29 protein-coding genes are annotated in these 26517 nt (G+C 70.4%); 14 read left to right on the top strand and 15 right to left on the bottom strand.

What is annotated here, in order from left to right; all coding sequences use genetic code 11:
• Positions 1-151: 151 nt before the first annotated feature.
• The 9 genes from AB0B96_RS06620 to AB0B96_RS06580 all read right to left on the bottom strand — a co-directional run bounded on the left by AB0B96_RS06620 (position 152) and on the right by AB0B96_RS06580 (position 9114).
• Entirely contained in the window at positions 152-790 is a 639-nt protein-coding gene (locus AB0B96_RS06620) for a group II intron maturase-specific domain-containing protein (protein ID WP_362897158.1), read from the bottom strand.
• Positions 672-1577, bottom strand: a complete 906-nt coding sequence (locus AB0B96_RS06615) for a reverse transcriptase domain-containing protein (protein WP_362896914.1) — start codon at positions 1575-1577, stop codon at positions 672-674. Before AB0B96_RS06615 ends, AB0B96_RS06620 begins: the two co-directional genes overlap by 119 nt.
• 797 nt (positions 1578-2374) lie before the next feature.
• Positions 2375-2704: a DUF3140 domain-containing protein gene (locus AB0B96_RS06610; protein ID WP_362896913.1), complete on the bottom strand. Its 330-nt coding sequence runs from the start codon at positions 2702-2704 to the stop codon at positions 2375-2377.
• Positions 2697-2933, bottom strand: coding sequence for a DUF2945 domain-containing protein (locus tag AB0B96_RS06605; protein WP_362896912.1), 237 nt, complete (start codon positions 2931-2933; stop codon positions 2697-2699). The genes AB0B96_RS06610 and AB0B96_RS06605 overlap by 8 nt, the downstream gene beginning before the upstream one ends.
• A gap of 267 nt (positions 2934-3200) precedes the next feature.
• Entirely contained in the window at positions 3201-4181 is a 981-nt protein-coding gene (egtD, locus tag AB0B96_RS06600) for an L-histidine N(alpha)-methyltransferase (protein WP_362896911.1), read from the bottom strand.
• A gap of 87 nt (positions 4182-4268) precedes the next feature.
• Positions 4269-4982 (bottom strand): ergothioneine biosynthesis protein EgtC, encoded by a 714-nt coding sequence (gene egtC, locus AB0B96_RS06595; protein WP_362896910.1) that lies wholly within the window; start codon positions 4980-4982, stop codon positions 4269-4271.
• A complete protein-coding gene (egtB, locus tag AB0B96_RS06590; protein ID WP_362896909.1) occupies positions 4983-6440 on the bottom strand; it encodes an ergothioneine biosynthesis protein EgtB in 1458 nt (485 codons plus the stop codon).
• Positions 6437-7696 carry a glutamate-cysteine ligase family protein gene (locus AB0B96_RS06585; RefSeq protein WP_362896908.1) on the bottom strand — a complete coding sequence of 420 codons (1260 nt, stop codon included), beginning with the start codon at positions 7694-7696 and terminating at the stop codon, positions 6437-6439. The genes egtB and AB0B96_RS06585 overlap by 4 nt, the downstream gene beginning before the upstream one ends.
• A 239-nt stretch (positions 7697-7935) precedes the next feature.
• Positions 7936-9114 carry an AI-2E family transporter gene (locus AB0B96_RS06580; RefSeq protein ID WP_362897157.1) on the bottom strand — a complete coding sequence of 393 codons (1179 nt, stop codon included), beginning with the start codon at positions 9112-9114 and terminating at the stop codon, positions 7936-7938.
• Between the two features lie 235 nt (positions 9115-9349).
• Between AB0B96_RS06580 and AB0B96_RS06575 the strand changes: the two genes are divergently transcribed.
• From AB0B96_RS06575 to AB0B96_RS06525, 11 genes are all read left to right on the top strand, one after another.
• Entirely contained in the window at positions 9350-10342 is a 993-nt protein-coding gene (locus AB0B96_RS06575) for a substrate-binding domain-containing protein (protein WP_350949227.1), read from the top strand.
• Between the two features lie 159 nt (positions 10343-10501).
• Complete coding sequence (locus AB0B96_RS06570) at positions 10502-11554, top strand: galactitol-1-phosphate 5-dehydrogenase (RefSeq protein ID WP_362896907.1); 1053 nt, start codon at positions 10502-10504, stop codon at positions 11552-11554.
• 2 nt (positions 11555-11556) lie between these two features.
• Positions 11557-13074 (top strand): FGGY-family carbohydrate kinase, encoded by a 1518-nt coding sequence (locus AB0B96_RS06565; RefSeq protein ID WP_362896906.1) that lies wholly within the window; start codon positions 11557-11559, stop codon positions 13072-13074.
• Entirely contained in the window at positions 13071-14039 is a 969-nt protein-coding gene (locus AB0B96_RS06560) for a sugar-binding domain-containing protein (protein WP_350949224.1), read from the top strand. The genes AB0B96_RS06565 and AB0B96_RS06560 overlap by 4 nt, the downstream gene beginning before the upstream one ends.
• Positions 14036-15538: a sugar ABC transporter ATP-binding protein gene (locus AB0B96_RS06555; RefSeq protein ID WP_350949223.1), complete on the top strand. Its 1503-nt coding sequence runs from the start codon at positions 14036-14038 to the stop codon at positions 15536-15538. Before AB0B96_RS06560 ends, AB0B96_RS06555 begins: the two co-directional genes overlap by 4 nt.
• The gene (locus AB0B96_RS06550) at positions 15535-16539 is read left to right on the top strand and encodes an ABC transporter permease (RefSeq protein ID WP_350949222.1); all 1005 of its coding nucleotides are present in this window, start codon (positions 15535-15537) and stop codon (positions 16537-16539) included. Before AB0B96_RS06555 ends, AB0B96_RS06550 begins: the two co-directional genes overlap by 4 nt.
• The gene (deoC, locus tag AB0B96_RS06545; protein ID WP_350949221.1) at positions 16532-17452 is read left to right on the top strand and encodes a deoxyribose-phosphate aldolase; all 921 of its coding nucleotides are present in this window, start codon (positions 16532-16534) and stop codon (positions 17450-17452) included. Before AB0B96_RS06550 ends, deoC begins: the two co-directional genes overlap by 8 nt.
• Positions 17453-17467: 15 nt before the next feature.
• Positions 17468-18907 (top strand): aldehyde dehydrogenase family protein, encoded by a 1440-nt coding sequence (locus tag AB0B96_RS06540; protein WP_362896905.1) that lies wholly within the window; start codon positions 17468-17470, stop codon positions 18905-18907.
• On the top strand, positions 18900-19793 hold the full coding sequence (locus tag AB0B96_RS06535) for an aldehyde dehydrogenase family protein (protein WP_362896904.1): 894 nt from the start codon (positions 18900-18902) through the stop codon (positions 19791-19793). Before AB0B96_RS06540 ends, AB0B96_RS06535 begins: the two co-directional genes overlap by 8 nt.
• A 224-nt stretch (positions 19794-20017) precedes the next feature.
• Positions 20018-20476 (top strand): winged helix-turn-helix domain-containing protein, encoded by a 459-nt coding sequence (locus AB0B96_RS06530; protein WP_350949218.1) that lies wholly within the window; start codon positions 20018-20020, stop codon positions 20474-20476.
• 331 nt (positions 20477-20807) lie between these two features.
• On the top strand, positions 20808-21056 hold the full coding sequence (locus AB0B96_RS06525; RefSeq protein ID WP_362896903.1) for a hypothetical protein: 249 nt from the start codon (positions 20808-20810) through the stop codon (positions 21054-21056).
• Positions 21057-21234: 178 nt separating this feature from the next.
• Here the strand turns inward: AB0B96_RS06525 and AB0B96_RS06520 are convergent, their stop codons facing one another.
• From AB0B96_RS06520 to AB0B96_RS06510, 3 genes are read right to left on the bottom strand one after another with little or no spacing between them, the layout of a single operon-like run.
• The gene (locus AB0B96_RS06520) at positions 21235-21501 is read right to left on the bottom strand and encodes a hypothetical protein (protein ID WP_350949216.1); all 267 of its coding nucleotides are present in this window, start codon (positions 21499-21501) and stop codon (positions 21235-21237) included.
• Between the two features lie 59 nt (positions 21502-21560).
• On the bottom strand, positions 21561-21950 hold the full coding sequence (locus AB0B96_RS06515; RefSeq protein WP_362896902.1) for a hypothetical protein: 390 nt from the start codon (positions 21948-21950) through the stop codon (positions 21561-21563).
• Positions 21951-21954: 4 nt separating this feature from the next.
• The gene (locus AB0B96_RS06510) at positions 21955-22320 is read right to left on the bottom strand and encodes a hypothetical protein (protein WP_362896901.1); all 366 of its coding nucleotides are present in this window, start codon (positions 22318-22320) and stop codon (positions 21955-21957) included.
• A 96-nt stretch (positions 22321-22416) separates the two neighbouring features.
• Between AB0B96_RS06510 and AB0B96_RS06505 the strand changes: the two genes are divergently transcribed.
• Positions 22417-22806 carry a hypothetical protein gene (locus tag AB0B96_RS06505; RefSeq protein WP_362896900.1) on the top strand — a complete coding sequence of 130 codons (390 nt, stop codon included), beginning with the start codon at positions 22417-22419 and terminating at the stop codon, positions 22804-22806.
• Positions 22807-22963: 157 nt separating this feature from the next.
• On the opposite strand, the gene AB0B96_RS06500 is transcribed toward AB0B96_RS06505, so the two are convergent.
• Entirely contained in the window at positions 22964-23158 is a 195-nt protein-coding gene (locus tag AB0B96_RS06500; RefSeq protein ID WP_362505991.1) for a CsbD family protein, read from the bottom strand.
• Positions 23159-23399: 241 nt separating this feature from the next.
• Here AB0B96_RS06500 and AB0B96_RS06495 point away from each other — a divergent pair, with 241 nt between their 5' ends.
• Positions 23400-23978 carry an ATP-dependent Clp protease proteolytic subunit gene (locus AB0B96_RS06495; protein ID WP_350949211.1) on the top strand — a complete coding sequence of 193 codons (579 nt, stop codon included), beginning with the start codon at positions 23400-23402 and terminating at the stop codon, positions 23976-23978.
• Between the two features lie 220 nt (positions 23979-24198).
• Here AB0B96_RS06495 and AB0B96_RS06490 read toward each other — a convergent pair whose 3' ends face one another.
• A complete protein-coding gene (locus tag AB0B96_RS06490) occupies positions 24199-24927 on the bottom strand; it encodes a DUF2470 domain-containing protein (protein WP_362896899.1) in 729 nt (242 codons plus the stop codon).
• Positions 24928-25015: 88 nt separating this feature from the next.
• On the opposite strand from AB0B96_RS06490, the gene rpsD reads away from it, so the two are divergent.
• On the top strand, positions 25016-25630 hold the full coding sequence (rpsD, locus tag AB0B96_RS06485) for a 30S ribosomal protein S4 (RefSeq protein ID WP_362896898.1): 615 nt from the start codon (positions 25016-25018) through the stop codon (positions 25628-25630).
• Positions 25631-25638: 8 nt separating this feature from the next.
• Here rpsD and AB0B96_RS06480 read toward each other — a convergent pair.
• Positions 25639-26517, bottom strand: an 879-nt coding sequence (locus AB0B96_RS06480; RefSeq protein ID WP_362896897.1) for an ion transporter, incomplete at its 5' end; no start/stop codon positions are given.

Below are 26517 nucleotides of genomic sequence, written 5' to 3'. Positions count from 1 at the left end.
ACCGCCCTACGCGCGGCGAGACGCCGCAGGCGGGTCGCGCTGAGTAGGCCCGGGGCGCGGTGTCGGAGTTTCCTCCGGTCCGTTTCCCCGGACCCCTCGCCGAACCTGCCGTGCGACTCTCATCGCAACGGGCTCTCCACGGTCTCTGTCGTTAGGTGGGGGTAGGACCCCAAAGGTTGGGGATCTTGCTGCCTCGGTAGCGATATCGGATGATCGGGATCGCTGCGAGGCGCTTCAGCTCGATCTCACCCGCGACGATCGGTAGCCATTGCCCAGTGGGCGTGGTGAACCGTCGGCGGATGTCCTTCCACCTCCAACGGTGCCGTTCGCCCAGCATGCGGATGACTCTCCACCAGGTGAAGTTGTCCAGCATGTCGAACACTGTCTGTGCGACGGCGTGTTTGAAGCAGTTGGCCCAGCCGTGCATGATCAGATTGAGTCTTCTCAGCACGTGTTCGAGGTCCTGCTGTGACGTTCTGCGCGTGAGGGCACGGATCTTGGCCTTCACCGACCGGATGGCCCGGTGGGAGATGAAGGTGTAGACGTACCACTTGTCGGTGCCTTGCTTGCGGCGCCACTGGATGCGGAACCCCAAGAAGTCGAACGCCTCACTCATGTGCACGATGCGGGTCTTGGACTCCGAGAGTTGCAGACCCAGCGGGGCGAGCACATCAGTGATCTCTTCGTGCAGGGTGTGCACGTCGTCGCGGGTGCCGTGCACGAGCACGACGAAATCGTCCGCGTAGCGGACGATGCGCCAGTTCGGCAGGCCCTTGCGGCGGCGGTGCACGCGTCGGCTGTGGGTGCTCATCGAGCGCAGACATGGCGATGTTGAAGATCAACGGGGACAGGATGCCCCCCTGCGGCGTGCCGGTGTGGGTGTTCCTGTGTTCGCCGAGTTCGGTGAGGATCCCGGCCTTGAGGAACGCCTTGACCAGCGCCAGGACGCGTTTGTCCTTCACTCTTGCCCGTATCCGGTCCATCAGGGCCGGGTGTGAGACGTTGTCGAAGGCCGCCTCGATGTCCGCGTCCAGCACCCACCGGTATGCGCGGGTGCCGAAGTAGTGGATCTCGGCGATTGCGTCGTGGGCTCGCCGCCTGGGCCGGAACCCGTAGGAGACCGGCTCGAAGTCGGCCTCGAAGATGGGTTCCAGCACCAGCTTCAGCGCCGCCTGGACAACCCGATCGGCCACTGTGGCGATCCCCAGACGGCGTAGCTTGCCGCCCGCCTTGGGAATCGTGCGTTCCCGCACCGGCAGTGGCCGGAATGTGCCCGCCTTGAGTTGGGCGTGCAGGTCATCCAGGAAGCCCGGGACCCCGATGCGCTCTTCGACGTCGGCGACCGTCAGGCCGTCCACGCCCGGCGTGCGGGACCCGGTGTTGCCCGCGACCCGGTCGAACGCCACGATCAGCGTCGCCGGGTCGTGCACGAAGTTGAACAGATCGTCAAACCGGCGGCCGGCATCGGCCGCCGCCCAACGGTGAAGTTTGGCCTGCATCTCCGATACCCGCCGACGTGGCCCCATCGGGACCTCATCCGGCCAGGCGCCTGTGTTCACCGGCGCATCTTTCGGCATTGCAGCCTCCTTCCCTTCTCGAAACCGCTGCCGCCCTTCGCCATGTGACCGGCTTTCCCGGCCTCGGACTACTACGGCGGCTCCGCCCCACTCGATCCGTTCGGCGGTCGGTGCGCCTATTCCGGTCGGCGGGCCGGATACTCGCCAACCGGGAGTGTGACCGGGTGGTTCCCACGTTCACTGTGATCCGCTCGTCGGGTGAGGCGGCCAGCTTTGCCCCTGCGGCATCGCCACGGTTACGCCGCAGTCCTTCACCGTGGCCTCCCGACCGGCAAGATCAATCCGATCCGGGAGTTCCTGCCCATAGACGGGCAGTACGCACCGCGATCCAGCCCAGATCCACCGGGTTTGAGCTGGCGGAGGTCTTGAGGGGCTTTACACCGCTGGTTCCTCGCGTCCACCTTCCCGTCTCGCTTGCCGGACCCGCACCGTCCGGCAGTGCCGGTGCGTCCCGTCGTTGTCGGGGCTGCTCTCCACCAGATCCGGCCGACTCGCCGGGCCCAGCTACCCCCTGCTTCTGTCGCCCCGCTGCGACGGGACGATGGTGCGGGTCTCACACCCGCACACGGATCACAGCGCCTCGTGGCGCACGGTCTTTCACCTCCTCACGAACCAGCGGCGCCGGCACGGCGCAGCTTTAAAGACGTAGAGAAAGTTCTCATCCGTAGCAGGCGGACTTTATGTGGTCGCCCTCCGCGAAGCGGAGAACACCGCGACGTCCCTCGGCCGGTTCCGGCTCGCCGGGGACGAGGTCCGGACGGCCTATCCATGCGTGACCGGCGGCGCGGGCCGCGCGTTCACTTGAGCGGGTCGTGCCCCCAGTTCATGAGGGAGTATCGCCAGCGGGTCTCCTTCACGTCCCCGGACGGCCGCTGCGTCAGATGGCGGCGGACATAGCCGATCACCTTGCGCATGTGGGCGTAGTCGTCCTCTTCCAGGTCGTCCTTCCGCCTCCGCAGGATCTCGATGATCCGGCGGCCGGACCGGTGGCCTGTCGACTCCTCGCCACCTGACTTGTCCCCGACGCTCTTGGACTCCTCGGTGTCCAGCCAGCGTTCCAGCTCCGCGGCCGTCATGTTGACCGCCTGGTCGAAGCCCACGGCGATCCGCTCGCCGTCGTCAGTCACGGCGGTTCTTCCTACGCAGCGCCGACGGCTTGTGCACGGCGGTCTTGCCGCTCTTGTCGCTGCGTACGAGATACTGCGGATCGTCGGCCGAGGCGTCCACGGTACGGCCCGCTTCCTCGGTCCGCTCCGTGATCTTCTTCTCGACCCTGCCCGAGGTCGACGAGCCGTGGCTCTCCCACGTGACCTCGTCACCCACGTCGAGGTCGTCCTGCCTGCGCTTGTCGGTCATGGCCGACCCTTACCCGCACCCTTTCGAAACCCATCGCGCCGGGCTCGAACCCAGGCGCTTCGCTGGATCGGATCGCCCTCAACGATCGACGGGGCGCCGTGGTCGATGGCCGGTGTTTAGCAGGTGGTTACTCACCGATTGCCACCCCGGTCCGGTGCCCGGCGAGAGCGGGCGCCGGGCTCCGGGGCGGCTGCGAGCGGTTCCACACCTCCGCCGAGTTCACCGGCGGTGCCCGGAATACGGTGTCGAGCCCTGAGGGGGGGCGGGTCACGGGTGGGCGAGGATGAGGACGAAGTCGCCGGTGGGGTCGATGTACTGGCGGATCATCCCGAAACCGGCCGCGAGGAGTTCCCTGCGCAGTCCCTCGGTGCGGAACTTGGCGCTGATCTCGGTCCGGATCTCCTCTCCGGCCGCGAAGGAGATCCGCAGGCCGAGGTCGCCGACCCGCACGCGCATGGCGCGGCTCGCGCGCAGCCGCATCTCGACCCACTCGTGCCGCGCGTCGTACAGCGCGACGTGCTCGAAGGCGTCCGGCTCGAAGTCGGCGTCGAGCTCCCTGTCGATCACGCGCAGGACGTTCCGGTTGAAGGCGGCGGTCACCCCGCTCACGTCGTCGTACGCCGCGACCAGCCGGTCGGCGTCCTTGACCAGGTCCGCGCCGAGCAGGAAGGTGTCGCCGGGACGGAGCGTGGCGCGCAGTTCCTTCAGGAAGACCTCGCGCGCCGCCGGGGTCAGGTTGCCGATGGTCCCGCCGAGGAAGGCCACCATCCGCCGTCCCGTGCGGGGCAGCAGGGCGAGGTGCGCCTCGAAGTCGGCGCAGATAGCGCGCACGGTGAGGCCACGGTAGCGGGAGGCGAGGCGGTGCGCGGCCTCGCTCAGGGTGGCCGCGTCGACGTCCACCGGCGTGTAGGCGCGCAGCGTCCCGGCCGCGGAGAGGGCGTCCAGCAGCAGGACCGTCTTCTCGCTCGTCCCCGAACCGAGTTCGACCAGGGTGTCCGCTCCGCCGCGTACGGCGATGTCGAGGGCCTCCCTGCGCAGGATGGCCAGCTCGCGACGGGTGGGATAGTACTCGGGCAGCCGGGTGATGCGGGAGAACAGCTCGCTGCCCGCCTCGTCGTAGAACCACTTGGGTGGCAGCCACTTCGGCGTCGATGTCAGCCCGGCGCGGACGTCGTGTTCGAGTGCCTGCCGGAGATGGTCGCGGCCGAGATGGTTGACCAGGCGGATGGTCGGCTCACTGACGGTCACTGGGCCTCCTGGATGTGTGGGGGCCACGATCCCGCTCGCCGGTCCGTGGCCGGGTGCTGTGCTTTCTCGTGGTCTCACCCCGCCCGGTCACAGCGGCTGGACGCTCACTCCGTCGGGTGAGGCGAGAACCAGGGTGTGATCCGGCACGGCCTGCCAGCCGGGCCGGTCGTCCAGCGGCTCGCTCGCGACGAGCACGCCGTCGCGCGGGTGGCCGTCGAGGCGGAGGAAGAGCGTGTCGCCCCAGGCGGTCGCGGCGATCGACGCGCCGTCGCAGGCGAGGAGGTTCAGGCGGGCGCGGGAATCCTTCAGCCCGGCGCGGGTGACGACCTCCGCCAGGGCCTCGCCGAGCGGGTCGCCCACCCGCCGCCTGGCGAACACGGCGGCGGCGAGCCACGCGGAGTCGCAGGAACTCTCCGCGTCGTCGGCTAGCTCCCTCACCGTCTCTCGCGAGACGCGGCCGTTGTGGCTGAGCAGCCACGGCCCGTCGGCGAAGGGTGCGGTCGCGCTCTCCTCGATCGGCATCCCGGCACTGGCCGACCGTACGCAGGCCAGCAGGCAGCCGGAGCGGGCCGTTCGAGCCAGGCCCGCCAGGTTGGCGTCGGCCCAGGCGGGGATCGTCCGGCGGTAGCGGACCGGCTCCGCGAGGGCGTCGTACCAGCCCATGCCGAAGCCGTCGGCGTTCAGCCTGCCGTGGCGCTGCAGGCGCGGGGCGTAGGACTGCCGGAGCAGGCCGTTGACCGGCTCGTGGATCAGCGAGGCGAGGGTGCGTGGAGCGCCCAGCCAGGACGCGTGGCGGCACATCTAACCGCGCTCCGCAGGGCGCCCGGTAAGACGTTCCGCGAGGCGCTCCGCCGGGCGCTCCCGGTGGCGTCCCGGCGAACTTCCGGGCGGACCTTTCGGGGAGTCCCCTGGGGATCGGGGCGTGGAGCGCCTGGCGGAGTGGCCGGGGGAACGCCGCGGGGAGTGCTCGGGGGAGGCCGAGCGGGCGCACCGGAAGCCGGCGAAGATCTGCCTGCGGGCCGGGCGGTCCCAGTTCCTGAACGTGGTGCGGACCACGGCCGGGTCGGAGGCCCAGGACCCGCCGCGCAGCACCCGGTAGCGGGCGCCGAAGAACACCTCGCTGTACTCGCGGTAGGGGAAGCTCCGGAAGCCCGGGTGGGGCAGGAACCACGAACCGGTCCACTCCCACACGTCCCCGATCATCTGTTCGGCGCCGCAGGGACTCGCTCCCAGCGGGAAGGCGCCGAGCGGGGCGGGCCGTGCGGCCCGGTGCCCGAGGTTCGCCACGCCGGGGCCGGGGTCGTCGTCGCCCCACGGGTACGTCCGGGCCCGACCGGCCTCGGCGTCCCAGCCGCAAGCCTTCTCCCACTCGGCCTCGGTGGGCAGTCGCTTTCCCGCCCACCGGGCGTAGGCGTCGGCCTCGTACCAGCACACATGCTGCACGGGTTCGTCCATGGGCACGGGCTCGGTCCTGCCGAAACGGCTACGCCACCAGGTGTCGCCGTCCCTGGTCCAGAACAGCGGGGCGGAGGCGTGGTTGCGCCGCAGCCAGCGCAGGCCGTCCGGGGACCACCAGCGGGGGTCGTCGTAGCCGCCGTCCTCTATGAAGTCCGCGTAGGCGCGGTTGCCGACGGGCAGCCTGTCGATCCAGTAGCCGGGCAGGTCGAGCCGGTGGGCGGGGCGCTCGTTGTCGTAGGCCCACGGCTGGGTGTCGGTGCCCATCATGAAAGGCCCTGCGGGGACGAACACCTCCTCGGAGCCGGGCGCTCCCGCGGGAGGCAGGTCGCCGTCGCGGACCAGTCCCGGCCGCCCCGACAACTGCAGGGTGGCGAGCATCGTCTCGTCGTGCTGGTGCTCGTGCTGGATCACCAGGCCGAAGACGAAGCCGTTCCTGCGCAGCGGGTCGGGGTCGTACGGGTCGACCGTGTCCAGGACGTCCAGCACCCGGCCGCGCACCCCCTCGATGTAGCGGCGCGCCTCGGCCGGCCCGAGGATGGGCAGGGACGGGCGGTCGGCACGCGGGTGCTTGAACGCGTCGTACAGGTCGTCGATCTCCGGGCGGAGCGGGGTGATCCCGCCGACCTCCCGCAGCACCCACAGCTCCTCGTAGTTGCCCACGTGGGCCAGATCCCACACCAGGGGTGACATCAGCGGCGAGTGCTGCCTGACCAGCAGGTCGTCCTCGGCGTCGGTGTAGGTCGTGGAGCGGTTCCGCGCGGCGGTCAGTTCGGCGGCGATCCGTTCCTTGAAGTCGCTCATCGGCTTCGTCCTTCCTCGGCCAGCCAGTCGGGCAGGCGTTCCGCCGATTCCCTCACCAGATCGAGCAGGTCGGCGGCCGGGGACCGGCCGGGTGTCACGTGGCGGTCGGCGAAGGCGGCCACCTCGCAGACCAGGGCCGGGGCCGCCCCCAGCCGGGGCAGCGCGCCGAGGGCGGCGCGGAAACAGACGTCGGCGGCTCTGCGCAGCCGGGGCTCGGCCAGGCCGTGGCGCGCCGCCGACGCCCACATCCCCGTGCACGGCCCGGCCGCGGCCAGCGCCGCGTCGGCCGCGCGGTCGTCCGTCACCAGGGCGTGGGTGACCGCCGCGCACACCGGCCAGATCGCCGGGTGCTGGGCGTCGAGGTAGCGGATCTCCAGCCAGCCGCGCGGCCGTACGGGCGGGAAGAGCGTCGTGGCGTGGTAGCTCAGGTCCGCCAGGGTCGGCGGGTGTTCCGGCGAGGCGAGCCGGTCGCGGAAGGTCGAGCCGTCGAGGACCGGACGGTAGGACTCGGTGTCCTCACCGTCTCCGCCGGTGTCGCGGTCGGTGTCGCGTACGGCCATGAGACGGGCGTCGAGCAGGTAGTCCGTCCACGCGGCGCCGGGGTCGCGGCTCACCGGGACGGCGGCCGTGCGCGTGCGGTCGAGCCGCTCCCACACCGCCTGGCGTCCCGACATCCATCCGCACGGCCGTCCCTCGCTGAGTGGCGAGTTGGCGAAGGCCGCCACGAGGACGGGCCCCAGCAGGTGGGCGCGTTCCCAGCGGGCCGCGGGTCTGTCGCCCAGGTCCAGGTTGACCTGGACCGACGCCGTCGAGCACATCATCAGCGCCCCGTACGGGGTGCCGAGGAAGCGCGCCATCACCTCGTACCTGGGTAGGCGCAGCTGCCGCCTGGGCGGTCGCAGCGGGTCGAGACCCACCCCGCCCAGCACCAGGCCGGCGTCCCGCAGTGCCCGGCGCGCCGCGTTCACGTCGGCGCTCAGCAGGGCGATCGCCTTCGGCAGCGAGCCGGGCGGTCCCGAGAGCTCCAGCTGGCCCCCGGGTTCGTAGGTCACCAGGCTCCCTCCGGGGAGCGGGGGCAGGGCGTCGGTGATCCTCGCCAGCGGGACCTGGCGGGCGGGATCCGTACGGTCGAAGACCAGGAACTCCAGCTCGACACCCACTCGGTCGCCGGGGGAGCCGAGGAAACAGCGTCGTGCGAAGGTCTCCACATCCGTGGCGTTCCGGATAAGTGTGTTCTCGGTCGCCAGACCGGTCATCCTCATCCCCTTTCGCCTTATATGTCCATTTAGGTATGGATTTATAGAGCCGCGAAGGCTCAGGCGTCAGGGGGAGTGGAGGGCGTCGAGGCGCGCGAGGTCGCGGCGTCTCGTCCGGCCTTTCGATCGTCGCGGCGCCCTCCTGATGGAGGGCGCCGGGAAATGGTGGCTCTGAAGGGGAAATTCCCGTTCTGGCCTAGTTCGACACCTTTTGGTGAGTTACGTGGTATTTGACGGTGTCAGCCGGGGTTCTGTGCGGGGAGGGCCGCGCCGGTGCCCGGCTTCTCGGTCTTCGGCTTCTCGGCCTCCGGCCCGCCCGTGCCGGGCCCGCTCGTGTCCGGCGCGCCGGTGTCGGGTTCCCGGGGTGGGTCGCTGAGCTGTTCGCGGATGTAGTTCCACACCACGGCGATCAGGGCGGCGACCGGTACGGCGAGCAGGCTGCCCACGATGCCCGCGAGGTTGCCGCCCAGTGTCACCGCGAGCAGGATCACCGCGGCGTGCAGGCCGAGGCCGCGGCTCTGCACCATGGGCTGGAACACGTTCCCCTCAAGCTGCTGCACCGCGACGATGATGGCGAGCACGATCAGCGCGTCGGTGAGGCCGTTGGACACCAGCGCGATGAGGACCGCGACGAAGCCGGCGAACAGGGCTCCGACGATGGGGATGAACGCCGAGACGAAGGTGAGGACGGCGAGGGGGAGGACGAGGGGCACGCCCACGATCCACAGGCCCAGGCCGATGAAGACGGCGTCGAGCAGGCCGACGAAGGCCTGGGAGCGGACGAACGAGCCGAGGGTGTCCCAGCTGCGGGTGGCCACGGCCGGGACGTCCGTGGCGAGGCGGCCGGGGAGCTGGCGGGTGAGCCAGGGCAGGAAGCGCGGGCCGTCCTTGAGGAAGAAGAACATCAGGAAGAGCGCGAGGACGGTGTTGACCAGGCCGTTCACCACGGTGCCGACCCCGCTGAGGGTGGCGGTGACGATGCTGCCGACGCTGTCCTGGATGCGGGAGGCCGCGGTGTCGAGCGCGGTGCTCACCTGGTCGGCGCCGATGTTCAGCGGCGGACCGGCGGCCCACCTGCGCAGCTGCTGGATGCCGTTGCTCACGCCGGTGGCCAGCTCGCCGGACTGCGAGGCCACGGGGACGGCGATCAGCACCACGGTGCCGGCGGCGAGCAGGAGGAAGAGCACGGTGACGGTCGTGGCGGCGAGGGTGGGGTGCCAGCCGTGCCGGCGCAGCAGGCGGGTCACGGGCCAGGTGAGCGTGGTGAGGAGCAGGGCGATCACGAGCGGCCAGAGGATGGACCACATCTGGCCCAGGATCCACAGGCTGACCGCGGTCATGAGCACGACGAGCAGCATCTCCAGGGAGATGCGCGCCGAGGTGCGCAGCGCGGTGCGGGTCTTGGTGGCGTTCAGCATGGCGGGCACGTGTTCACCCTAGACATGGTCGGGCCCACGTCAACGCGAGGCTCGGACCGGACCGCCCCTGATGGGTGGATCGGCACGTTTCCGCAGGTAGAGCGGGTATGTTCGGGAGCCGGTGGTGGGGAGACGGGGTAGCGTGCTCATATGAGCAAATTTTGGCTCATGTGTTGCCGTGAGGTTAACGTCCGATTTAGCGTGCGTTATCTAAATCACACCCCGGAGGTCCCATATGCGTAGATTGCGGCTGCTCACCATGCCCGCGCTCCTCCTCGCCCTCACGGCGATGTCCGCCTGCTCGGTGTCGTCCACCCCCGGCGGATCCACCGCCGGTGCCGACCAGAAGGCGGACGGCGCGATCACCATCGGCTTCAGCCAGGCGACCCAGCAGTCCCCCTTCTACGTGCAACTGCGCGAGGGGGCCGAGGCCGCCGCGAAGAAGGCCGGCGCCACGCTCCACTTCGCCGACGCGGACGGGGACGTCACCAAGCAGAACAACGACATCCAGGACCTCATCACCCGGCAGGTCGACATCCTGCTCATCAACCCGGTGGATCCGCAGGGCGTGCAGCCCAGCCTCGCCGCGGCCAAGGCGGCCGGGGTCTCCGTGGTGACCGTGGACCGGCCGGTGGCCGAGGGCGCGGTCGCGCACGTCGGGCGGGACAACAAGGCGATGGGCGAACTCGTCGGCAAGCGGCTCAGCGAGAAGCTCGGAGCCGAGGGCGGCACCGTCATCGAGATCCGCGGGGACGCCGGTGGAGCCGTGGCGCGCGACCGCAGCGCGGGCTTCCACGAGGCCGTCGAGGCGAACCCCAAGATCAAGATCGTCGAGGGGCCGTACTCCGACTACGTCCGCGCCAAGGCCGTCACCGCGATGCAGGACCTGCTCCAGGTCCACCCGGACGTCGCCGCGGTCTACGCCCACAACGACGACATGGCGCTCGGCGCGCTGCAGGTCCTCACCGAGAACGGCAAGGACAAGGTCCTGGTCGCCGGAGTGGACGGGCTCATGGAGGCGGTCAAGCAGATCGCCGACGGCGACCGGTACGTGGCCACCGCGCTCAACGACCCCATCTCCCTCGGTGCGACGGCCGTCGAGACGGTGCTCAAGGTCCAGAAGGGCGAGCAGGTCGAGCCCTCGGTCGACGCGGGCACCGCGCTGATCGACGGTGAGAACGCCGCGAAGTACGTCGGAGAGACCGAGTTCGCCCAGACCCTCCCGTAGGCGACCGTTCCCCGAAGGACCGGCCCGCAGGGGCGGGCACGCGGGCATCCGCGGCGAAGGCCGGTGGTCCGGGTCGTGAAAGACCCCAGGAGGACCCCTGGAGGACACGACCCGCGACGACCGACACGCGAGAAGCAGAAGACGAGGAAGAAAGAAGAAATGCCGGAAACCATGCAGGCCGCAGTGCTTCACGCCCCCGGGGACATCCGGGTCGAGCAGGTACCCGTGCCCACGCCGGGCCCCGACGAGGCGCTCGTCCGCGTCGCGGCGTGCGGAGTGTGCGGCTCGGACATCCCGCGCATGCTGCGTGCCGGGGCCTACCGTTTCCCGATCATCTGCGGCCACGAGTTCTCCGGGCACGTGGTGCGGATGGGCGATCGGCTGTCGGCCACCGGCCGGGTGCGGGAGGGTGACCTGGTCACCGTGCCGCCGCTCATCCCCTGCCACGCCTGCGGACCCTGCAGCCAGGGCCGGTTCGGCCTGTGCAAGAACTACGGCTACTTCGGCAGCCGCAGGGACGGAGCGTACGCGCAGTACGTCTCCGTACCGGCCGAGAACCTGATGGTGCTCCCCGACGGCCTCGACCCCAGGGCCGCGGCGATGCTCGACCCGGCGGCGATCGCGCTGCACGCCCTGTGGCGCACGAAGATGCGCGGAGGCTACCGGGTGGCGGTGGTGGGCGCAGGCCCCATCGGGCTGTTCGCCGTGCAGTGGGCGCGTATCGCCGGGGCCGCCGAGGTGCTCGTGATCGAACTGGACGAGCGGAAGGCGGCCATGGCGACGGAGGCCGGGGCCACGCACACCGCGGTCAGCGCCGAGGCCGCCGCCGAGGTGGCCGGAGAGGGCTACGACGTGGTCATCGAGTCCGCGGGCGTGCCCGCCACCGTCGACCAGGCCGTGGGCCTGGCCGGACGGCACGGGGAGGCGGTGTTCATCGGCATCCCGCACGACCCCGTGGTGCTGCCCAAGTCCACCTTCAGCTCCTTCCTGCGCCGCGAGGTCACCCTGCACGGCGCGTGGAACTCCTTCTCCGCGCCGTTCCCCGGCGAGGAGTGGCGGGTGGCGGCCAGCACGCTCGCCTCGGGCGACCTCGCCTGGAAGTTCATGATCACGCATGAGCTGGGGCTGGACGCGCTCCCCGAGACCATGGTCAGCCTCGGCGAACGCTCCATTTTCAGCTCCAAGGTCCTGTTCATGCCGAACGAGGGGTGACCGTGAGCGCTTTCCTCGCCCTGGACCTGGGAACCGAAGGCGCCCGCGCGGCGGTCTACGACGCCGACGGCGCGCGGCTCGGGGCGGGCGACGAGTCCTACCCGACCACCTTCCCCAGGCCGGGCTGGGCCGAGCAGGACCCGGACCACTGGTGGCGGGCGAGCGTCCACGCCGCACGGGCGGCGCTCGCCGAGGCGGGCAACCCGGAGATCGCCGGTGTCGCGGTGGCGACCACCGCCTCGACGGTCGCCGTGCTCGACCGCCACGGGCGCCCCCTGCGCCCGGCCCTGCTGTGGATGGACAGCCGGGCGAGCGAGGAGTCGGCGCTGACCGCGCGGATCGACCACCCGGCCCTGCGCTACTCGGGCGACTGCGACGCGGTGGAGTGGCTGGTGCCCAAGGCCATGTGGCTGGCCCGTCACGAACCCGAGGTCTACCGCGCCGCCGCACGCGTCGTCGAGGCCGTGGACTACATCGTGTGGCGGCTCACCGGACGATGGGCCGGATCGCAGATGAACGCGGTCTGCAAGAGCAACTACGACCCACGCGGGGCGGGGTTCCCGCACGACCTGTACGAGCAGCTCGGCATCGGCGATCTCGGCGACAAGCTGCCGGACGAGATCGTGCCGGTCGGTGACCCGGTGGGGCCCCTCGGCCCCGACGCCCGCGAACAGCTCGGGATCACCGGCCCCGCCGTCGTCGCCTCCGGCGGGATCGACGCGCACCTGTCCCTGCTGGCCGTCGGGGGCGCCCGCGAGGGGCGGGTGTCGATCGTGTGCGGCACGTCCAACGCGTTCGTCACCGAGATCGCGGAACCGATCTTCCCCTCCACCGTGTGGGGCCCGTACCCGGACGCGTTGCGCGAGGGGCACTGGCTGGTGGAGGGCGGTCAGGTGAGCGCGGGCTCGGTGCTGGCCTGGGCGGGCGAGCGGCTCATCGGGCGGCCGAGATCGGAGATCGGCGGGCTCATCGAGGCCGCGGCCGCGCTGCCGCCGGTCGAGCACGGGCTGATCGTCCTGGACTACTTCATGGGAAACCGCACGCCGCTGCGCGATCCGCGGCTGCGCGGCGCGGTGCTCGGGCTGACCCTCGCCAGCACCCCCGAGCAGGTCTACCGGGCGGCCGTGGAAGGGGTCGCGTACGGCACCCGCCAGGTCATCGACTCCTTCGTCGCGGGCGGGATCGGCGTGGAGGAGATCTTCGTCTCCGGCGGCATCCGGCACAACGAGCTGTGGCTCCAGACGACCGCCGACGTGCTTGGCCGGCCGATCAGCCTGGCCACCGGGGACAACCTCACGCTGCGCGCCTGCTCGGTGATCGCCTCGGTGGGTGCGGGACGGTACGCCTCGCTGGCCGAGGCCGCGGCACACTACGAGCCGAGGATTCGCGTGGTCGAGCCGGTGGCCGAGCACCGGAACCCGTACCGGCAGGGCTACGACGACTATCTCGCGGCGACCGCCGCCACCACGGCGATCGCGCACCGGCTGAGCGCGCCGCGACGAGGGGACGGGCTGACATGAGCATTCCCGTGGACTATCACGACCAGCTCTACCAGGTCGCCGTCCGCTACTACGAGAGCGGGGAGACCCAGGAGCAGATCGCCCACCGCATGCATCTCACCCGCTGGAAGGTGGGCCGGATGCTCGCCGAGGCCCGCCAGGCCGGGATCGTGCGGATCGAGGTGCTGCACCCCAGGTCGAGGGTGCACGCCCTGGAGCGCTCGCTCAGGGAGCGGTTCGGCCTGCGCGAGGCGATCGTGGTGGCGGGGAACGCCAGGAACGACCCGGAGTACCTGCGCGACCGGGTGGCCGCCGCGGGGGCCGACCACCTGATGGCGATGCGTCCCGCGCCCCAGCTGATCGGCGTCTCCTGGGGACGCACGCTCGACCGGCTGGCCGGCGGGCTCACCCCCGGGTGGGCCACGGGCGTCAACGTGGTGCAGGTCAACGGCGCGCACAGCCGATCACGGCAGCCGACCACCGCGCACAGCATGGCGAACCTGATCGCGCACCACGGCGGCGGCACCGCGACGCTGCTGCCCGCCCCGGCGATCCTGGAGCAGGAGAGCACCCGGGCGGTGCTGGAGAGCGACCGGGCCGTCTCCGACGTGCTCGCCCTCGCCGGCCGCGCCGACCTGTTCCTGTTCAGCCCCGGAGGCATGGGCAGCGACTCGGTGCTGGTGGACTCCGGGCAGATCGACGCCGACGACGTCACCCGGCTGGCGCGGGCCGGCGCGGTCGGCGACGTGCTCGGCCGCTTCGTCGACGAGCGCGGCCGGATCGTCGATCCGGGCCTGGACGGGCGCACGCTCGGCCTCTCGCTGGACGCCCTGCGCTCGGCCACCACCTCCGTCGCGCTCGTCAGCGGCGCGGCGAAACACGCGGTGTGCCGGGCGGTCGTGGTGAGCCGCCTCTGCGACGTGCTGATCACCGACGACCAGAGCGCGACCTACCTGCTGGACACCGCGACGAGGGAGGAGCCATGACCGACACCGCCGAGCACCCGAGGCTGCGGATGGCCGGGATCGTCAAACGCTTCCCCGGCACCGTCGCACTGGACGGCGTGGAGCTGACCGTACGCCCCGGCGAGGTGCACTGCCTGCTGGGCGAGAACGGCGCCGGCAAGAGCACGCTCATGAAGATCCTTTCTGGCTCCTACCAGCCGGACGAGGGCACGATCCTGCTGGACGGGGAACCCTTCAGGGCCGCCACCCCGCACGCCGGGCTCGCCGCGGGCATCGCCGTGATCTACCAGGAGCTGGACCTGCTGCCCGACCTCACCGTCGCGCAGAACCTGCTGCTGGGCAGGGCGCCGAGGTTCGGCCCGTTCGTGCGCAGGTCCCGGCGGGCGCGGCTGGCCCGCGAGGCGCTGGACCGGGTCGGCGCGCGCTTTTCGGTGACCACGCCCGTCAGGGAGCTGCCCATCGCGGCGCAGCAGCTCACCGCGATCGCCAAGGCGCTCACCGCCGACGCGCGAGTGATCGTGATGGACGAGCCCTCCGCCACCCTCGGCGAGAGCGAGCTGCTCGCCGTCTTCGACGTCATCAGGTCGCTCACCGCCGAGGGACGCTCGGTGATCTTCATCTCGCACCGGATGGACGAGGTGATGGAGATCGGCGACCGCGCCACGGTGCTGCGCGACGGCCGTACGGTCGGCGTCTACGACCTGGCCTCGACCGGCCCCGGCGAGATCGTCGCCGCGATGATCGGTGAGGCGAGGGAGCTCATACGCCCCACCGACCACCCCGCGCCCGAGGGTGAGCCGCTGCTGAGCGTCGAGCGGGTCCACCTGCCGGGCCTGATCGACGTCCGCGACCTGGAGGTGCGGCCGGGCGAGATCGTAGGGCTCGCCGGACTCGGCGGCGCGGGCCGGACGACCCTGCTGCGCGCGCTCTTCGGCGACCTGAGGGCACAGGTCACCGCGAAGCTGGACGGGCGCCCGATGCGTGTGGGCAGCCCGTCGGCCGCGGTACGCGCCGGGCTCGCGCTGGTGCCGGAGAGCCGCAAGGAGCAGGGGCTGATGCTCGGCCTGTCCGTGGGCCGCAACGCGGCGATCGCGGCGATCGGCCGGCCCCCGTGGCTGCTGCCCGGCCGCCTCGGGCGGAGGCTCACCCGGCCGGCGCTGACCGACCTGGGCATCAAGTCCGCCGGACCCGACCAGCTCGTGGGAGAGCTGTCGGGCGGTAACCAGCAGAAGGTCGTGCTGGCCAAGTGGATCACCCGGGGCGGGATCAGGGTCCTGCTGCTGGACGAGCCCACCCGCGGCCTCGACGTCGGGGCCAAGGCGGACCTCTACCGGCAGGTGCGCCACCTGGCCGACCAGGGGGTGGCGGTACTGCTCGCGAGCAGCGAGCTCACCGAGCTCACCGCCAACGCCGACCGCATCCAGGTCCTGTACGAGGGCCGCAACGTCGCGTGTTTCGACCCGAGGGTCAGCCCGGAGAACGTCATCGCGCACACCGTCATCACAGGAGCGACTCCATGACCACATCGATCGGATCCGCCACCCCGGCGACCAAGGACCCCGGCGGCTCCAGGTCGCGCCGCGGCACCGACCTGATCGTCAAATCCAACCTGCTGCTGGTCTTCATCGCCTTGTGCGTCGTCGCGACGCTGCTGGCCCCGCAGTTCCTCACCGGCCGCAACATCGCCAACCTGCTGCAGCAGTCGTCGCTCACCGGGATCGTCGCCATCGGCATGACGATGGTGGTGCTGACCGCGGGGATCGACCTGTCGGTCGGCAGCGTGGCCGCCTTCGGCGGGATGACGGTCGCCCTGCTCATGGGGTCGGACGTGCACTTCGTACCGGCGATCCTGCTCAGCGTCGCGGTGGGCGCGCTGTTCGGCGCGCTCATGGGCGGGCTGTCGGCCTACCTGTCGCTGCCCTCGTTCATGACCACACTGGCCGGGCTGACGGCCATTCGCGGGCTCACCTACCTGCTCACCGACGGCAAGCCGGCGGGCGGCGGCGGCTCGGAGGCGTTCCAGCTCCTCGGCGGCGGGTTCATCGGCTACGTGCCGATCATCGGGATCGTGTTCGTCGTGATCACGATCCTCGCCGCCCTGGTGCTGCGGGGCACGACCTTCGGCGAGTACGTCTACGCGGTCGGCAGCAACAAGGAGGCCGCGCGGCTGTCCGGCCTGCCGGTGCGCGGGGTGATCACCGCCGTGTTCGCGGTGTCCGGCGCGCTCGCCGCGCTCGCGGGGGTGCTGCTCACCTCCCGGCTGACCGTGGGCCAGCCCACCGCCTTCAGCGGGCTGGAGCTGGACGCGATCGCGGCCGTCGTGCTCGGCGGCACCAACCTGTTCGGCGGCAGGGGCGGGGTGTTCGGCACGTTCGTGGCGGTGCTGCTGCTGTCGGTGCTGCGCAACCTGTGCAACCTGCTCGGCCTGGGCTCCTTCTTCCAGATGGTGGTGACCGGCCTGATCCTGCTGGTCGCCCTCATCCTCAACATGCTCATCGAAAGGCGGGGCGCTCGTGCCTGACACCGTCCCTGGCTCGTTGCGGGCCTATCTGCACGGACTGCCGGGGGTCGACGAGGTCGGCGTACACCGGCGGGCCGCGGACCTGGCGACCCGGTCCATCAAGACCACGGCCAAGCGCCGGGCGATCGACCTGGCCATCCGGATGGTCGACCTGACCACGCTCGAAGGGGCGGACACCCCGGGCAAGGTACGCGCGCTGGCGGGCAAGGCGATGCGTCCCGACCCCGCCGACCCCACCACGCCCGCGGTCGCCGCGCTCTGCGTCTACCCGGACATGGTGCCGGTGGCCGCCCAGGCGCTGTCCGGCAGCGGGGTGGGACTCGCCTCGGTCGCCACGGGCTTCCCCGCGGGCCGCACGTCGCCGGAGGTGAAGCTGGCCGACACGCGTATGGCGGTGGCCGCCGGCGCCACCGAGATCGACATGGTCATCGACCGGGGGGCGTTCCTCTCGGGCGACTACCGCAAGGTCTTCGACGAGATCGCGGCGGTGAAGGAAGCCTGCGGCGAGACGCACCTGAAGGTCATCCTGGAGACCGGGGAACTGGTCTCGTACGACAACGTGCGGCGGGCCTCCTGGCTCGCCATGCACGCCGGGGCGGACTTCATCAAGACCTCCACCGGCAAGGTCACGCCCGCCGCCACGCTGCCGGTCACCCTGGTCATGCTGGAGGCGGTGCGGGACTACCTGGCCGCCACCGGGCGGCGGGTGGGGGTGAAACCCGCGGGCGGCATCCGCACCACCAAGGACGCGATGCGCTACCTGGTGCTGGTCAAGGAGGTGGCGGGGGAGAGCTGGCTGGATCCGGCGTGGTTCAGGCTCGGCGCCTCGACCCTGCTGAACGACCTGCTCATGCAGCGCACCAAGCTGAACACCGGACACTACGCCGGGCCCGACTACTACACGATCGACTAGGGGGACTCCGATCACATGACGGAGGAGATCTTCGAGTACGCGCCCGCGCCGGAGTCACGGTCGACCGTGTCGATCCGGCCGTCCTACGACCTGTTCATCGACGGCGAGTTCGTCGAGGCCAAGAGCGACGAGCGGATCGTCACGATCAACCCGGCCGACGAGGAGCCGCTGTCCGAGGTGGCCGTCGCCTCCGAGGCCGACGTCGACCGTGCCTTCACCGCGGCCCGGCGGGCCTTCGAGCGGGTCTGGTCGCCGCTGCCGGGAGCGGAGCGCGGCAAGTACCTGTTCCGGATCGCGCGCATCATCCAGGAACGCGCACGCGAGCTGGCCGTGCTCGAGTCGCTGGACAACGGCAAGCCGATCAAGGAGACCAGGGACGTCGACCTGCCCCTGGTCGCGGCGCACTTCTTCTACCACGCGGGATGGGCGGACAAGCTGGCCCACGCCGGGCTCGGCCCCTCGCCGCGCCCGCTGGGCGTGGCCGCCCAGGTCATCCCGTGGAACTTCCCGCTGCTGATGCTCGCCTGGAAGGTCGCGCCCGCGCTGGCCACCGGGAACACGGTGGTGCTCAAACCCGCGGAGACCACCCCGCTGACCGCGCTGGCGTTCGCCGAGATCTGCCAGGAGGCGGGACTGCCGCCGGGCGTGGTGAACATCGTGACCGGCGCCGGCGACACCGGCCGGGCCGTGGTCGCCCACCCGGACGCCGACAAGGTGGCCTTCACCGGCTCGACCGAGGTGGGCAGGGAGATCGCCCGCGCCGTGGCGGGCACGGGCAGGCGGCTCTCCCTCGAACTGGGCGGCAAGGGCGCCAACATCGTGTACGACGACGCGGCGATCGATCAGGCCGTGGAGGGGATCGTCTCGGGGATCTTCTTCAACCAGGGACACGTGTGCTGCGCGGGATCGCGGCTGCTGGTGCAGGAGTCGATCGCCGAGGAGCTGCTGACGAAGCTGCGCACCAGGATCGAGCGCCTGCGGCTGGGCGATCCGCTGGACAAGAACACCGACATCGGGGCGATCAACTCGGCCGCGCAGCTCGCCAGGATCCGCGAACTGGTCGCCGTCGGCGAGGCGGAGGGCGTGAGCGGCTGGTCGCCGGCGTGCCCGATCCCCGAGCGCGGCTTCTGGTTCCCGCCCACCGTGTTCACCGGCGTCACGCAGGCGCACAGGGTCGCCCGCGAGGAGATCTTCGGCCCGGTGCTCTCGGTGCTCACCTTCCGCACACCGGAGGAGGCCGTCGCCAAGGCGAACAACACGCCGTACGGCCTGTCCGCCGGGGTATGGACGGAGAAGGGCTCCCGGATGCTGTGGACCGCGAGCCGGCTGCGCGCCGGCGTCGTGTGGTCCAACACCTTCAACATGTTCGATCCCGCCAGCCCGTTCGGCGGATACAAGGAGTCCGGTTACGGCCGCGAGGGCGGCCGGCACGGGCTGGAGGCATACCTTGGCTGACAGAACCGACCCCCCGTTCCCCGCGCCGGCCCGCGTCGCCGTGCGCAGGACGTACAAGCTGTATCTCGGCGGGGCGTTCCCGCGCTCGGAGTCAGGCAGGTCCTATCCGGTGACATCTTCCCGCGGGGTCCATCTCGCCAACGCGGCCCAGGCGTCCCGCAAGGACGCGCGCGACGCCGTGGTGGCGGCGCGCAAGGCGTTTCCCGGCTGGTCCGGCCGTACTGCCTACAACCGGGGCCAGATCCTGTACCGGGTGGCCGAGATGATGGAGGGGCGCCGGGCCCAGTTCGCCGAGGAGACTGCCGCGGCCGAGGGGGTGAGCAGGGCGGGGGCCGAGAGGCTGGTCTCGGCCGCCATCGACCGCTGGGTCTACTACGCGGGCTGGGCCGACAAGATCGGCCAGGTGCTCGGCGGGGCGAACCAGGTGTCGGGTCCGTTCTTCAACCACTCAGAGCCCGAGCCGACCGGGGTCGTGGGCGTCATCGCCCCGGCCGGCTCCCCGCTGCTCGGACTGGTCTCGGTGCTGGCGCCGGTGATCACCTCGGGCAACACGGCGGTGCTGGTGGCGAGCGAGCGTGCCCCGCTCCCCGCCGTCACGCTCGCCGAGGCGCTGGCCACCTCGGACCTGCCGGCGGGGGTCGTGAACATCCTGACCGGACGCCTGGGTGAGCTCGCCCCGCCGCTCGCCGGGCACGCCGACGTGAACGCCCTCGACCTGACCGGGGCGGGCGACCTCGCCTCAGAGCTGGAGGAGAGCGCGGCGACCACCCTCAAGCGGGTCCTGCGGCCGGGTCTTCACGACGACTGGACCGTCGCCGATCCCGGCGTCTCCCGGATCAGGTCCTTCATGGAGATCAAGACGGTCTGGCACCCGGTGGGCGTCTGACACCGTGGCGGGCCGGCTGGACCTCGGCGGGCGGGCGCGGTCTCCGTTCCCGCCCACGCGCCGGGGTTCGCGCGGGAGCGGCGTTCTGCTCAGGAGCGTCGCCCTCGCGTCCCCCGAGGCTCCGGGGCAGGGGGCGCCTCTCACCGGCCAGGCGGGGAAACGCGGGGGTGACACGGGGGTGGGTGCCTGTTAGGCCCCATTTGCCCAGGTGAGAGCCTTAAAGTATGAGATATTCAGACAGGGGCGGTGGGCTGTCGGCGCAGGAGCGGGCCAGGCGCGAGAGGCTGCGGTTCCGGGCCGCCGACATGTTCGCCGGGGAGATCACGCCCGCGCGGGTGGCCCGGCTGCTGGGAGTCACCCGCAAGTCCGCCTACGAGTGGTACGCGCTCTGGAGACGGGGAGGCAGGGCGGCACTGGTCTCCAGGGGCGCCGCGGGCGGCAGAAAGCTCACCGACGAGCAACTGGCCCGGCTGGAGGCGGTCCTGGCGGAGGGGGCTGCCGCCCACGGCTGGGACGACGGCCACTGGACCACCGCGCGTGTCGCCGTGGTGATCGCGGAGAGGTTCCAGGTCTCCTACACCGTGCGCGGGGTGGCCTATCTGCTGGACCGGCTGGGATGGACCGGCCGGTTCGGGTTGCCGATGCGCGGGCCCGCGCGGACGGGTGGCGGATCCCCGGCGTGAGCGGGCTCGTGATCTCCGTGCCGCGTGGGCGGCTCGGCGGGGTCGAGGCACATCAAGATCGACATGGATGCGCATTCCATACCGTGCGCGCGGCTCGGTGAGAAGCCGCCCTCTTGGCGGAGCGGAGAAGCCGCTCGGATGTAACCTCCGCCTTTCCTGCCGGGAAATGATCCCGGACCAAGGCTTTGTCCTTTCTGGGGCGAAGGTCGTTATGGCTCTGAACTAGCGTCTTACGTGGCGTCGATTCGTCATATTTCCTGGAAATCTGATCGGCGCCCTGTAAGTCCTGGCGGCATGCCGGGTTCAACCATCAGACACGGAGTGATCTTTCATGTTCAAGCAGGCTCTCGCCGTCGGCACCTTGGTGGCCTCCACCCTGATCGCCGGCATGACGGTGTCGGCTCAGCCCGCCGGGGCAAGCGCGGCGCCACAGCAGGTCTCGGTGGTCGCCGGAAGCAACCACGACCCCTTCGGTCCCTACGCCTACTACACCAGGTATTCGCCATTCACTTTCTACAACACTTATACGCCCTTCGGCTTCCAGCCCTATTACCGTCCCGTTGTCTACACCTACTGGTAAACCAGGAAAAAGTAGAAAACGGTAATGGGCGAGGCGCGACGGTGCCGGGCGTGGTCACCACGCCCGGCACCGTTCGCCGTCACGGCGCCCGTGGCGCCGTCGTCCGCCGAGGCGCGGTGGACGATCCGGCCGGGGCCTGCCCCGTCGTGGCCCGTTGACGACCGCCGAACGCGGCGGCTCAGCCCGCTTCCGTCGTCGTACCCGGAGCGGAACGCGATTGCCGGTGCACCGCCAGGGCGATGTCCACGATCGCGATCACGGCCAGCACGGCCATCACGACGGTGAGCCAGGTGATCCCGGCCACGAAACCGAGCACCCCGAGGCCGATCGCCGCTATCAGGGCGAACGAGCCCAGGCGAATGTGGACGACGTCGCGCGGGGTGGCCGCGACCATGGGCTTCCCGCTCGCCGAAGTCTCCTCCGGCATCTCTCCTTCGGCCGTCATGTTTCCCTCCTTGGTTGGAACGCCCTTTTACCCGGATGCCCCTCTGTCATGTGTCCGGCTCACGTCTCGTGCGACTGCCCGAGGGCTCTCACCAGTCCTTCGGGATCGGAGACCGTGAGAGTTGCGGCTGGATGGGTCAGGAGGTGGCCGGGTACCAGGGCGGGCACCGGGACGTGGAACCGGACGCACACGCCCCGCCCGGTGCCGGTGCCGAACGTCACCCCGCGGTCGGCGAACGACAGGTGCGGCCCGATGGCCTTCCACGGAGCGTACGGGCCGGTCACGGTGGTGCCCGCGACGTTGGACAGGGGCGTGCGCAGCGACCAGAGGCCGAAGCGAACCGAGAGATCGCCCTCGCGGACCTCGGCGAAGGCCCTCTGAGGGCTCACCCCGACCATCAGCAGCGGTATCCGCCACGCCGGGTCGAATTCGAACGCGAAACGCGTCATCCCCTCAGGACTCCCAGGGGGCGCTCTCGCCCATCTTGGCGTAGTACCTGGCCAGGTGGGCCTTGATCCGGTCGAGGTCCTCCTCGGGCACCTTGACCCCGCCCCTGGCTCCCTGCAGGATCCCTCCCGCGGCTCGTACGGCGTGCGGCACCACCTTGAGCCTGCCGTCGATCACGTCGGCGATGGGAAGCTTGTAACTCCCGAAGTTGTCCGGCTCGTCGCCGTCGTACCAGAGGTGGGCCTCTCGGTATCGGGCATTGGGCTCCTCCTCGGCGTCCGACCATGATCGGACGCGCTTCTCGGCCGCTTCGCCGTCCCAGGCCCTGTCGTGCTCGGCCAGTGGCAGATCCTGAAACCGGGTGACCGTCATGATCTCGCTCCCTTCGTCGAGGGTTTCCCTACCCGGCTGACCGGCCCCATGCCTGCCCGGCGACATATTTGGACTTTGTCAGGGGAGGGGGTCGGCATGACGGACACTCCTGAGACGAGCGAAGACACGGCCGAGCGTGAAGGCGCCGAGACGGGCGGCCCCGAGAGCACCGGTGCCGAGAGCACCGGTGCCGAAAGTGACGCCCCCGCGCAGGATCCGCCGCCCGCGGGTCCGCGGGGCATCGACGGCGAGAGCAGGGTCGTGGCGGAGCGGTCGGGGGCGGACACGACCTTCCCCGAGCGACCACTTCTGGCGGATCCCGACGACGCGCGCCGCACTCCTGAAGAGGAAAGACCAGAGGGTGTGAGCGAGGCCAAGGCCGAGACCGAAACCGAGAACGAGGCCGACGGCGAGATCGCGGGCGACGAGGGAGAGGACACGTCCGGTGACGGGGCGCCGGAACCGGAGGTCGGCCCGGCCTCCTGAGAGCCGCCCTCTTTGACCTGGCGCCCTATGGTCCCCGGCCCGAAAAGGGCGGACGGCCCCGCCCGACGAGGGTGGACAGGGCCCGGGGCAAGGACTCCTCCCGACATGGCGGTGGGGGCCCGGAAAACCGGGCCCCCACCGCCATATGAGTCGCGAGTCAGCTCTTGAAGGCGTCCTTGACCTTCTTCGCGCTGTCCTTGACCTTCTCCCCGGCCTGCTTGAGGTTGCTCTCGGTCTGGTCGGCCTTGCCTTCGGCCTCAAGCCGCTCGTTACCGGTGGCACGTCCCGCGCCTTCCTTGACCTTGCCCCCGAGCTCTTCGGTCTTGTTGGCGATCTTGTCGTCGTGACCCATGGTGTTATCCCTCCCGTTGTGGAGTTTTGTCCACTTCGACTGGTCCCCTCTCCTCCAGAGGAGGGGGTAAACATGCCTGCTCTGGGCGCGGTCGTCGCCCGGAGGAAAAACGAAATGAGGGATGCTGCGCTTTCAGCGAAAAGCGCTGACAGCGAACGAGCGGAAAACGCGGCTCCCCGCTGGACTATGGTCGCGGGTATTCGTTTATCGGCAAACCTCGGGTTCGGAGTAGGTGGAAGACATGAGTGGTCCCCAGATCGTCCCCGAAGACCAGCTGTATCAGAGGCTGCTGCGCAAGCGGATCGTCGTGCTCGGCAGTGAGGTGAACGACGAGGTCGCCAACCGGATCTGCGGGGAGCTGCTCCTGCTCTCCGCCGACGACGACCGTCGCGACATCTGGCTCTACATCAACTCACCCGGCGGCTCGGTGTCGGCCGGAATGGCCATCTACGACGTGATGCAGTACATCCCCAACGACGTCGCCACCGTGGGCATGGGCATCGCGGGGTCCATGGGGCAGTTCCTGCTCTGCTCGGGCGCTCCCGGCAAGCGCTACGTCCTGCCGCACGCCAGGGTGATCATGCATCAGCCCTCGGGAGGCCTCGGGGGCACGGCCGCCGACATCGCCATCCAGGCCGAGCAGATGCTCTACACCAAGCAGATGATGCGCGAGCGGATCGCCTTCCACACCGGCCAGCCGCTGGAGCGGATCGAGGAGGACTGGGATCGCGACCGCTGGTTCACCGCCACCGAGGCCAGAGACTACGGCTTCGTCGACCAGGTGATCAGAAACACCAGCGAGGTGGTGTCCGAGGGCTGACATTCCGCTCCCGAGGACGATCTCCTTTCGGGAGAATATTTCCTCCGGGAGTGATCGCGCTCTCGGAGTGGTTTCCTGCGGCCATTCTGCGTGTTTCACATGGAATGGTCTGGCGCCATTTCCGGCCTTGCCTGGAAATGGCGCCATGCGATAAAACGGTGCCGCGCGATGAATTGTCGCCCTTTTGGTCGTCGAGGGGCCGCCGGCCGGGCTTTCCTCGTCAGTGCCGGCAGAGCAGGCAGCGTACGGCGTGTTCGAGGGACTCCGCGTCGCCGATGGGCGAGGGCCATGGCAGCCGGATCAGCGTCGGGTCGCTGTCGACGCCGCAGCGGACGGTCGCCCCGAAGCGGTCGAGCTCCCAGAGCCAGGCCTCCGGCACCGGTGCGGCGAGCAGGGAGACGAGCGCGGCCTCCAACTGCCGACGGTGGGAGCCGTTGATGTGGTGGAGCATGCGCTCGGCGTCGTCCATCAGGGGGTCGGGGGCGGCGCCCAGATACTCCTCCGCGTCCAGCAGGCCCGACTCCGGCCCGGTGAGATAGATCACCCTGCCGACGTCGACGCGGATCAGCCGGGGGCCGTCCATCCCCTCCAGCGTCTCGAACAGGGCCTCGTCCGGGCAGCGTTCGGCGATCGCCACCGCCGTCTCCCTCACCTCGGCCTCGGGCACCGCCTGCGCCCAGCCCTGCACCTTGAGCAGGCCCCGCGAGAGCTCGTGCCCTCCCAGCGAGCGGGTCGACGTCAGATCCACGGTCACCACGGGCTCGTCTCGCACGTCATGGAGCGGATCGCCGGGCAGGACGAGCAGCACGGGTCGTCCGGCGCCGTCCACGCCGCCCCTGGCGGGTGTCGCGGGAGCGTTGGTTCCGGAGACGGAGACGTGGGTGGGAGCGGCGGTGGCTGCGAGGGTGCGGACCCGCTCGGGGATCGGCGGAGCGGTGACGGGCTGCATGAACCGGCTCTCCTTGAGGTCGGGGACACTGCTGTGTGTAAGATTAGCCTTGCCTAACTAAGGTAAACCTAACCACAGAGGAGTGAGCATGCGCTACACCGGGCCGAAGGTGCGTCTTTCCCGGAGGGCCGGCGTGCCGCTGACCCGTAAGGCCGTCCGATACTTCGAGGAGCGCCCCTACCCGCCGGGTGAGCACGGTCGCAAGACCAACCGGCGGCAGACCGGTGACTACGGGCTGCGGTTGATGGAGAAGCAGAAGCTCCGCTGGTACTACGACGTCTCCGAACGGCAGATGCGCCGCTACTGGGACATGGCGCTGCGCGGCACCGGCCGGGCGGGCGCGGAGCTGGTGATGCTGCTGGAGACGCGCCTCGCCTCCCTCGTCCTGCGCTCAGGGCTCGCCCCGTCCATCTACGCGGCCCGCCAGTACGTCGCCCACGGCCACATCACCGTGGACGGCCGCAAGGTCGACATCCCCAGCTACCTCGTCAAGCCGGGCCAGGTCGTCGCGGTGCGCGAGAGATCACGCCGGATGCAGCCGTTCGTCGCGGCGTCCGAAGGCGTGTACGCGGACGACCGGACGGCCGCCTACCTCGACGTCGACCACGCCGACCTCCGGTTCACCCTTTTCAGCCGCCCGCTGCGCGAGCAGATCGTGGTCCCGGTGGACGAGCAGCTCGTGGTGGAGTTCTACTCGCGCTGACCCGGCGCCTATCCGCGCCGCCGGCCCGCCGCCTTCCGGGTGGCGGGCTTTCTCACGCCACCGTTCGCCGAGTCCTTCGAATCCGAGCCGTTCTTTCCCCCGGAGCCGTTCTTCCCTGCGGAGCCCGAGCCGTTCCTTCCCCCGGAGTTCGTGCCGTTCTTCCCCGCGGAGCCCGAGTCGCCGTTCGCCGTGCCCTTCGCCCTCGCCGTGCCGTTCATCGGCGCCGGAACCCGGTCTCGCAACTCCCGCACCTCGGCCCGGAGCGAGGCCAGTTCGGCGAGTACGGTCCTGCCCAGTTCCTCGGTCGCCTGTACGGACTCCTCGGCGTGCTCCTCCTCCATCGCGCTGACCACCACCGCGATGAACAGGTTCAGCACCACGAAGGTGCACACCAGCATGAACACCACGAAGAACAGCCACGCCGACGGGTGCTCGTCCATCACCTCCCGGGTGATGTCGGACCAGGCGTCCCCGGTCATCATCTGGAACAGGGTGAACAGCGAGGTGGGCAGGTCGCCGAAGTACTCGGGGGCGGTGACGTGGTAGAGCTTCGTGCTCATCACCGCCGCGACATAGAGCACCAGCGCCAGCAGCAGCACGATCGAGCTCATCCCCGGTAGCGCCGTGAGCAGCGCGGTCACCACCCGGCGCAGGCTGGGCAGCACGGAGATGAGTCGTAGCGCCCGCAGGATGCGCAACGCGCGCAGCACCGAGAGCCCGCCCACCGTGGGGAGCAGCGAGACCACCACGATCGCGGTGTCGAAGAGGTTCCACGGGTTACGGAAGAACCGCCAGCCGTAGGCGTAGAGCTTCGCGGCGAGTTCGGCGACGAAGATGTAGAGGGCGAGGTGGTCGACGACGACGAGCGCCGCGCCGTACGGCGCGGC

The organism is Streptosporangium sp. NPDC049046 (genome assembly GCF_040649155.1).
In the GTDB taxonomy this organism is placed as follows: Bacteria; Actinomycetota; Actinomycetes; order Streptosporangiales; family Streptosporangiaceae; genus Streptosporangium.
Note: the sequence above shows the minus strand (reverse complement) of the source record. Positions and strands in the feature narration are given on the sequence as shown.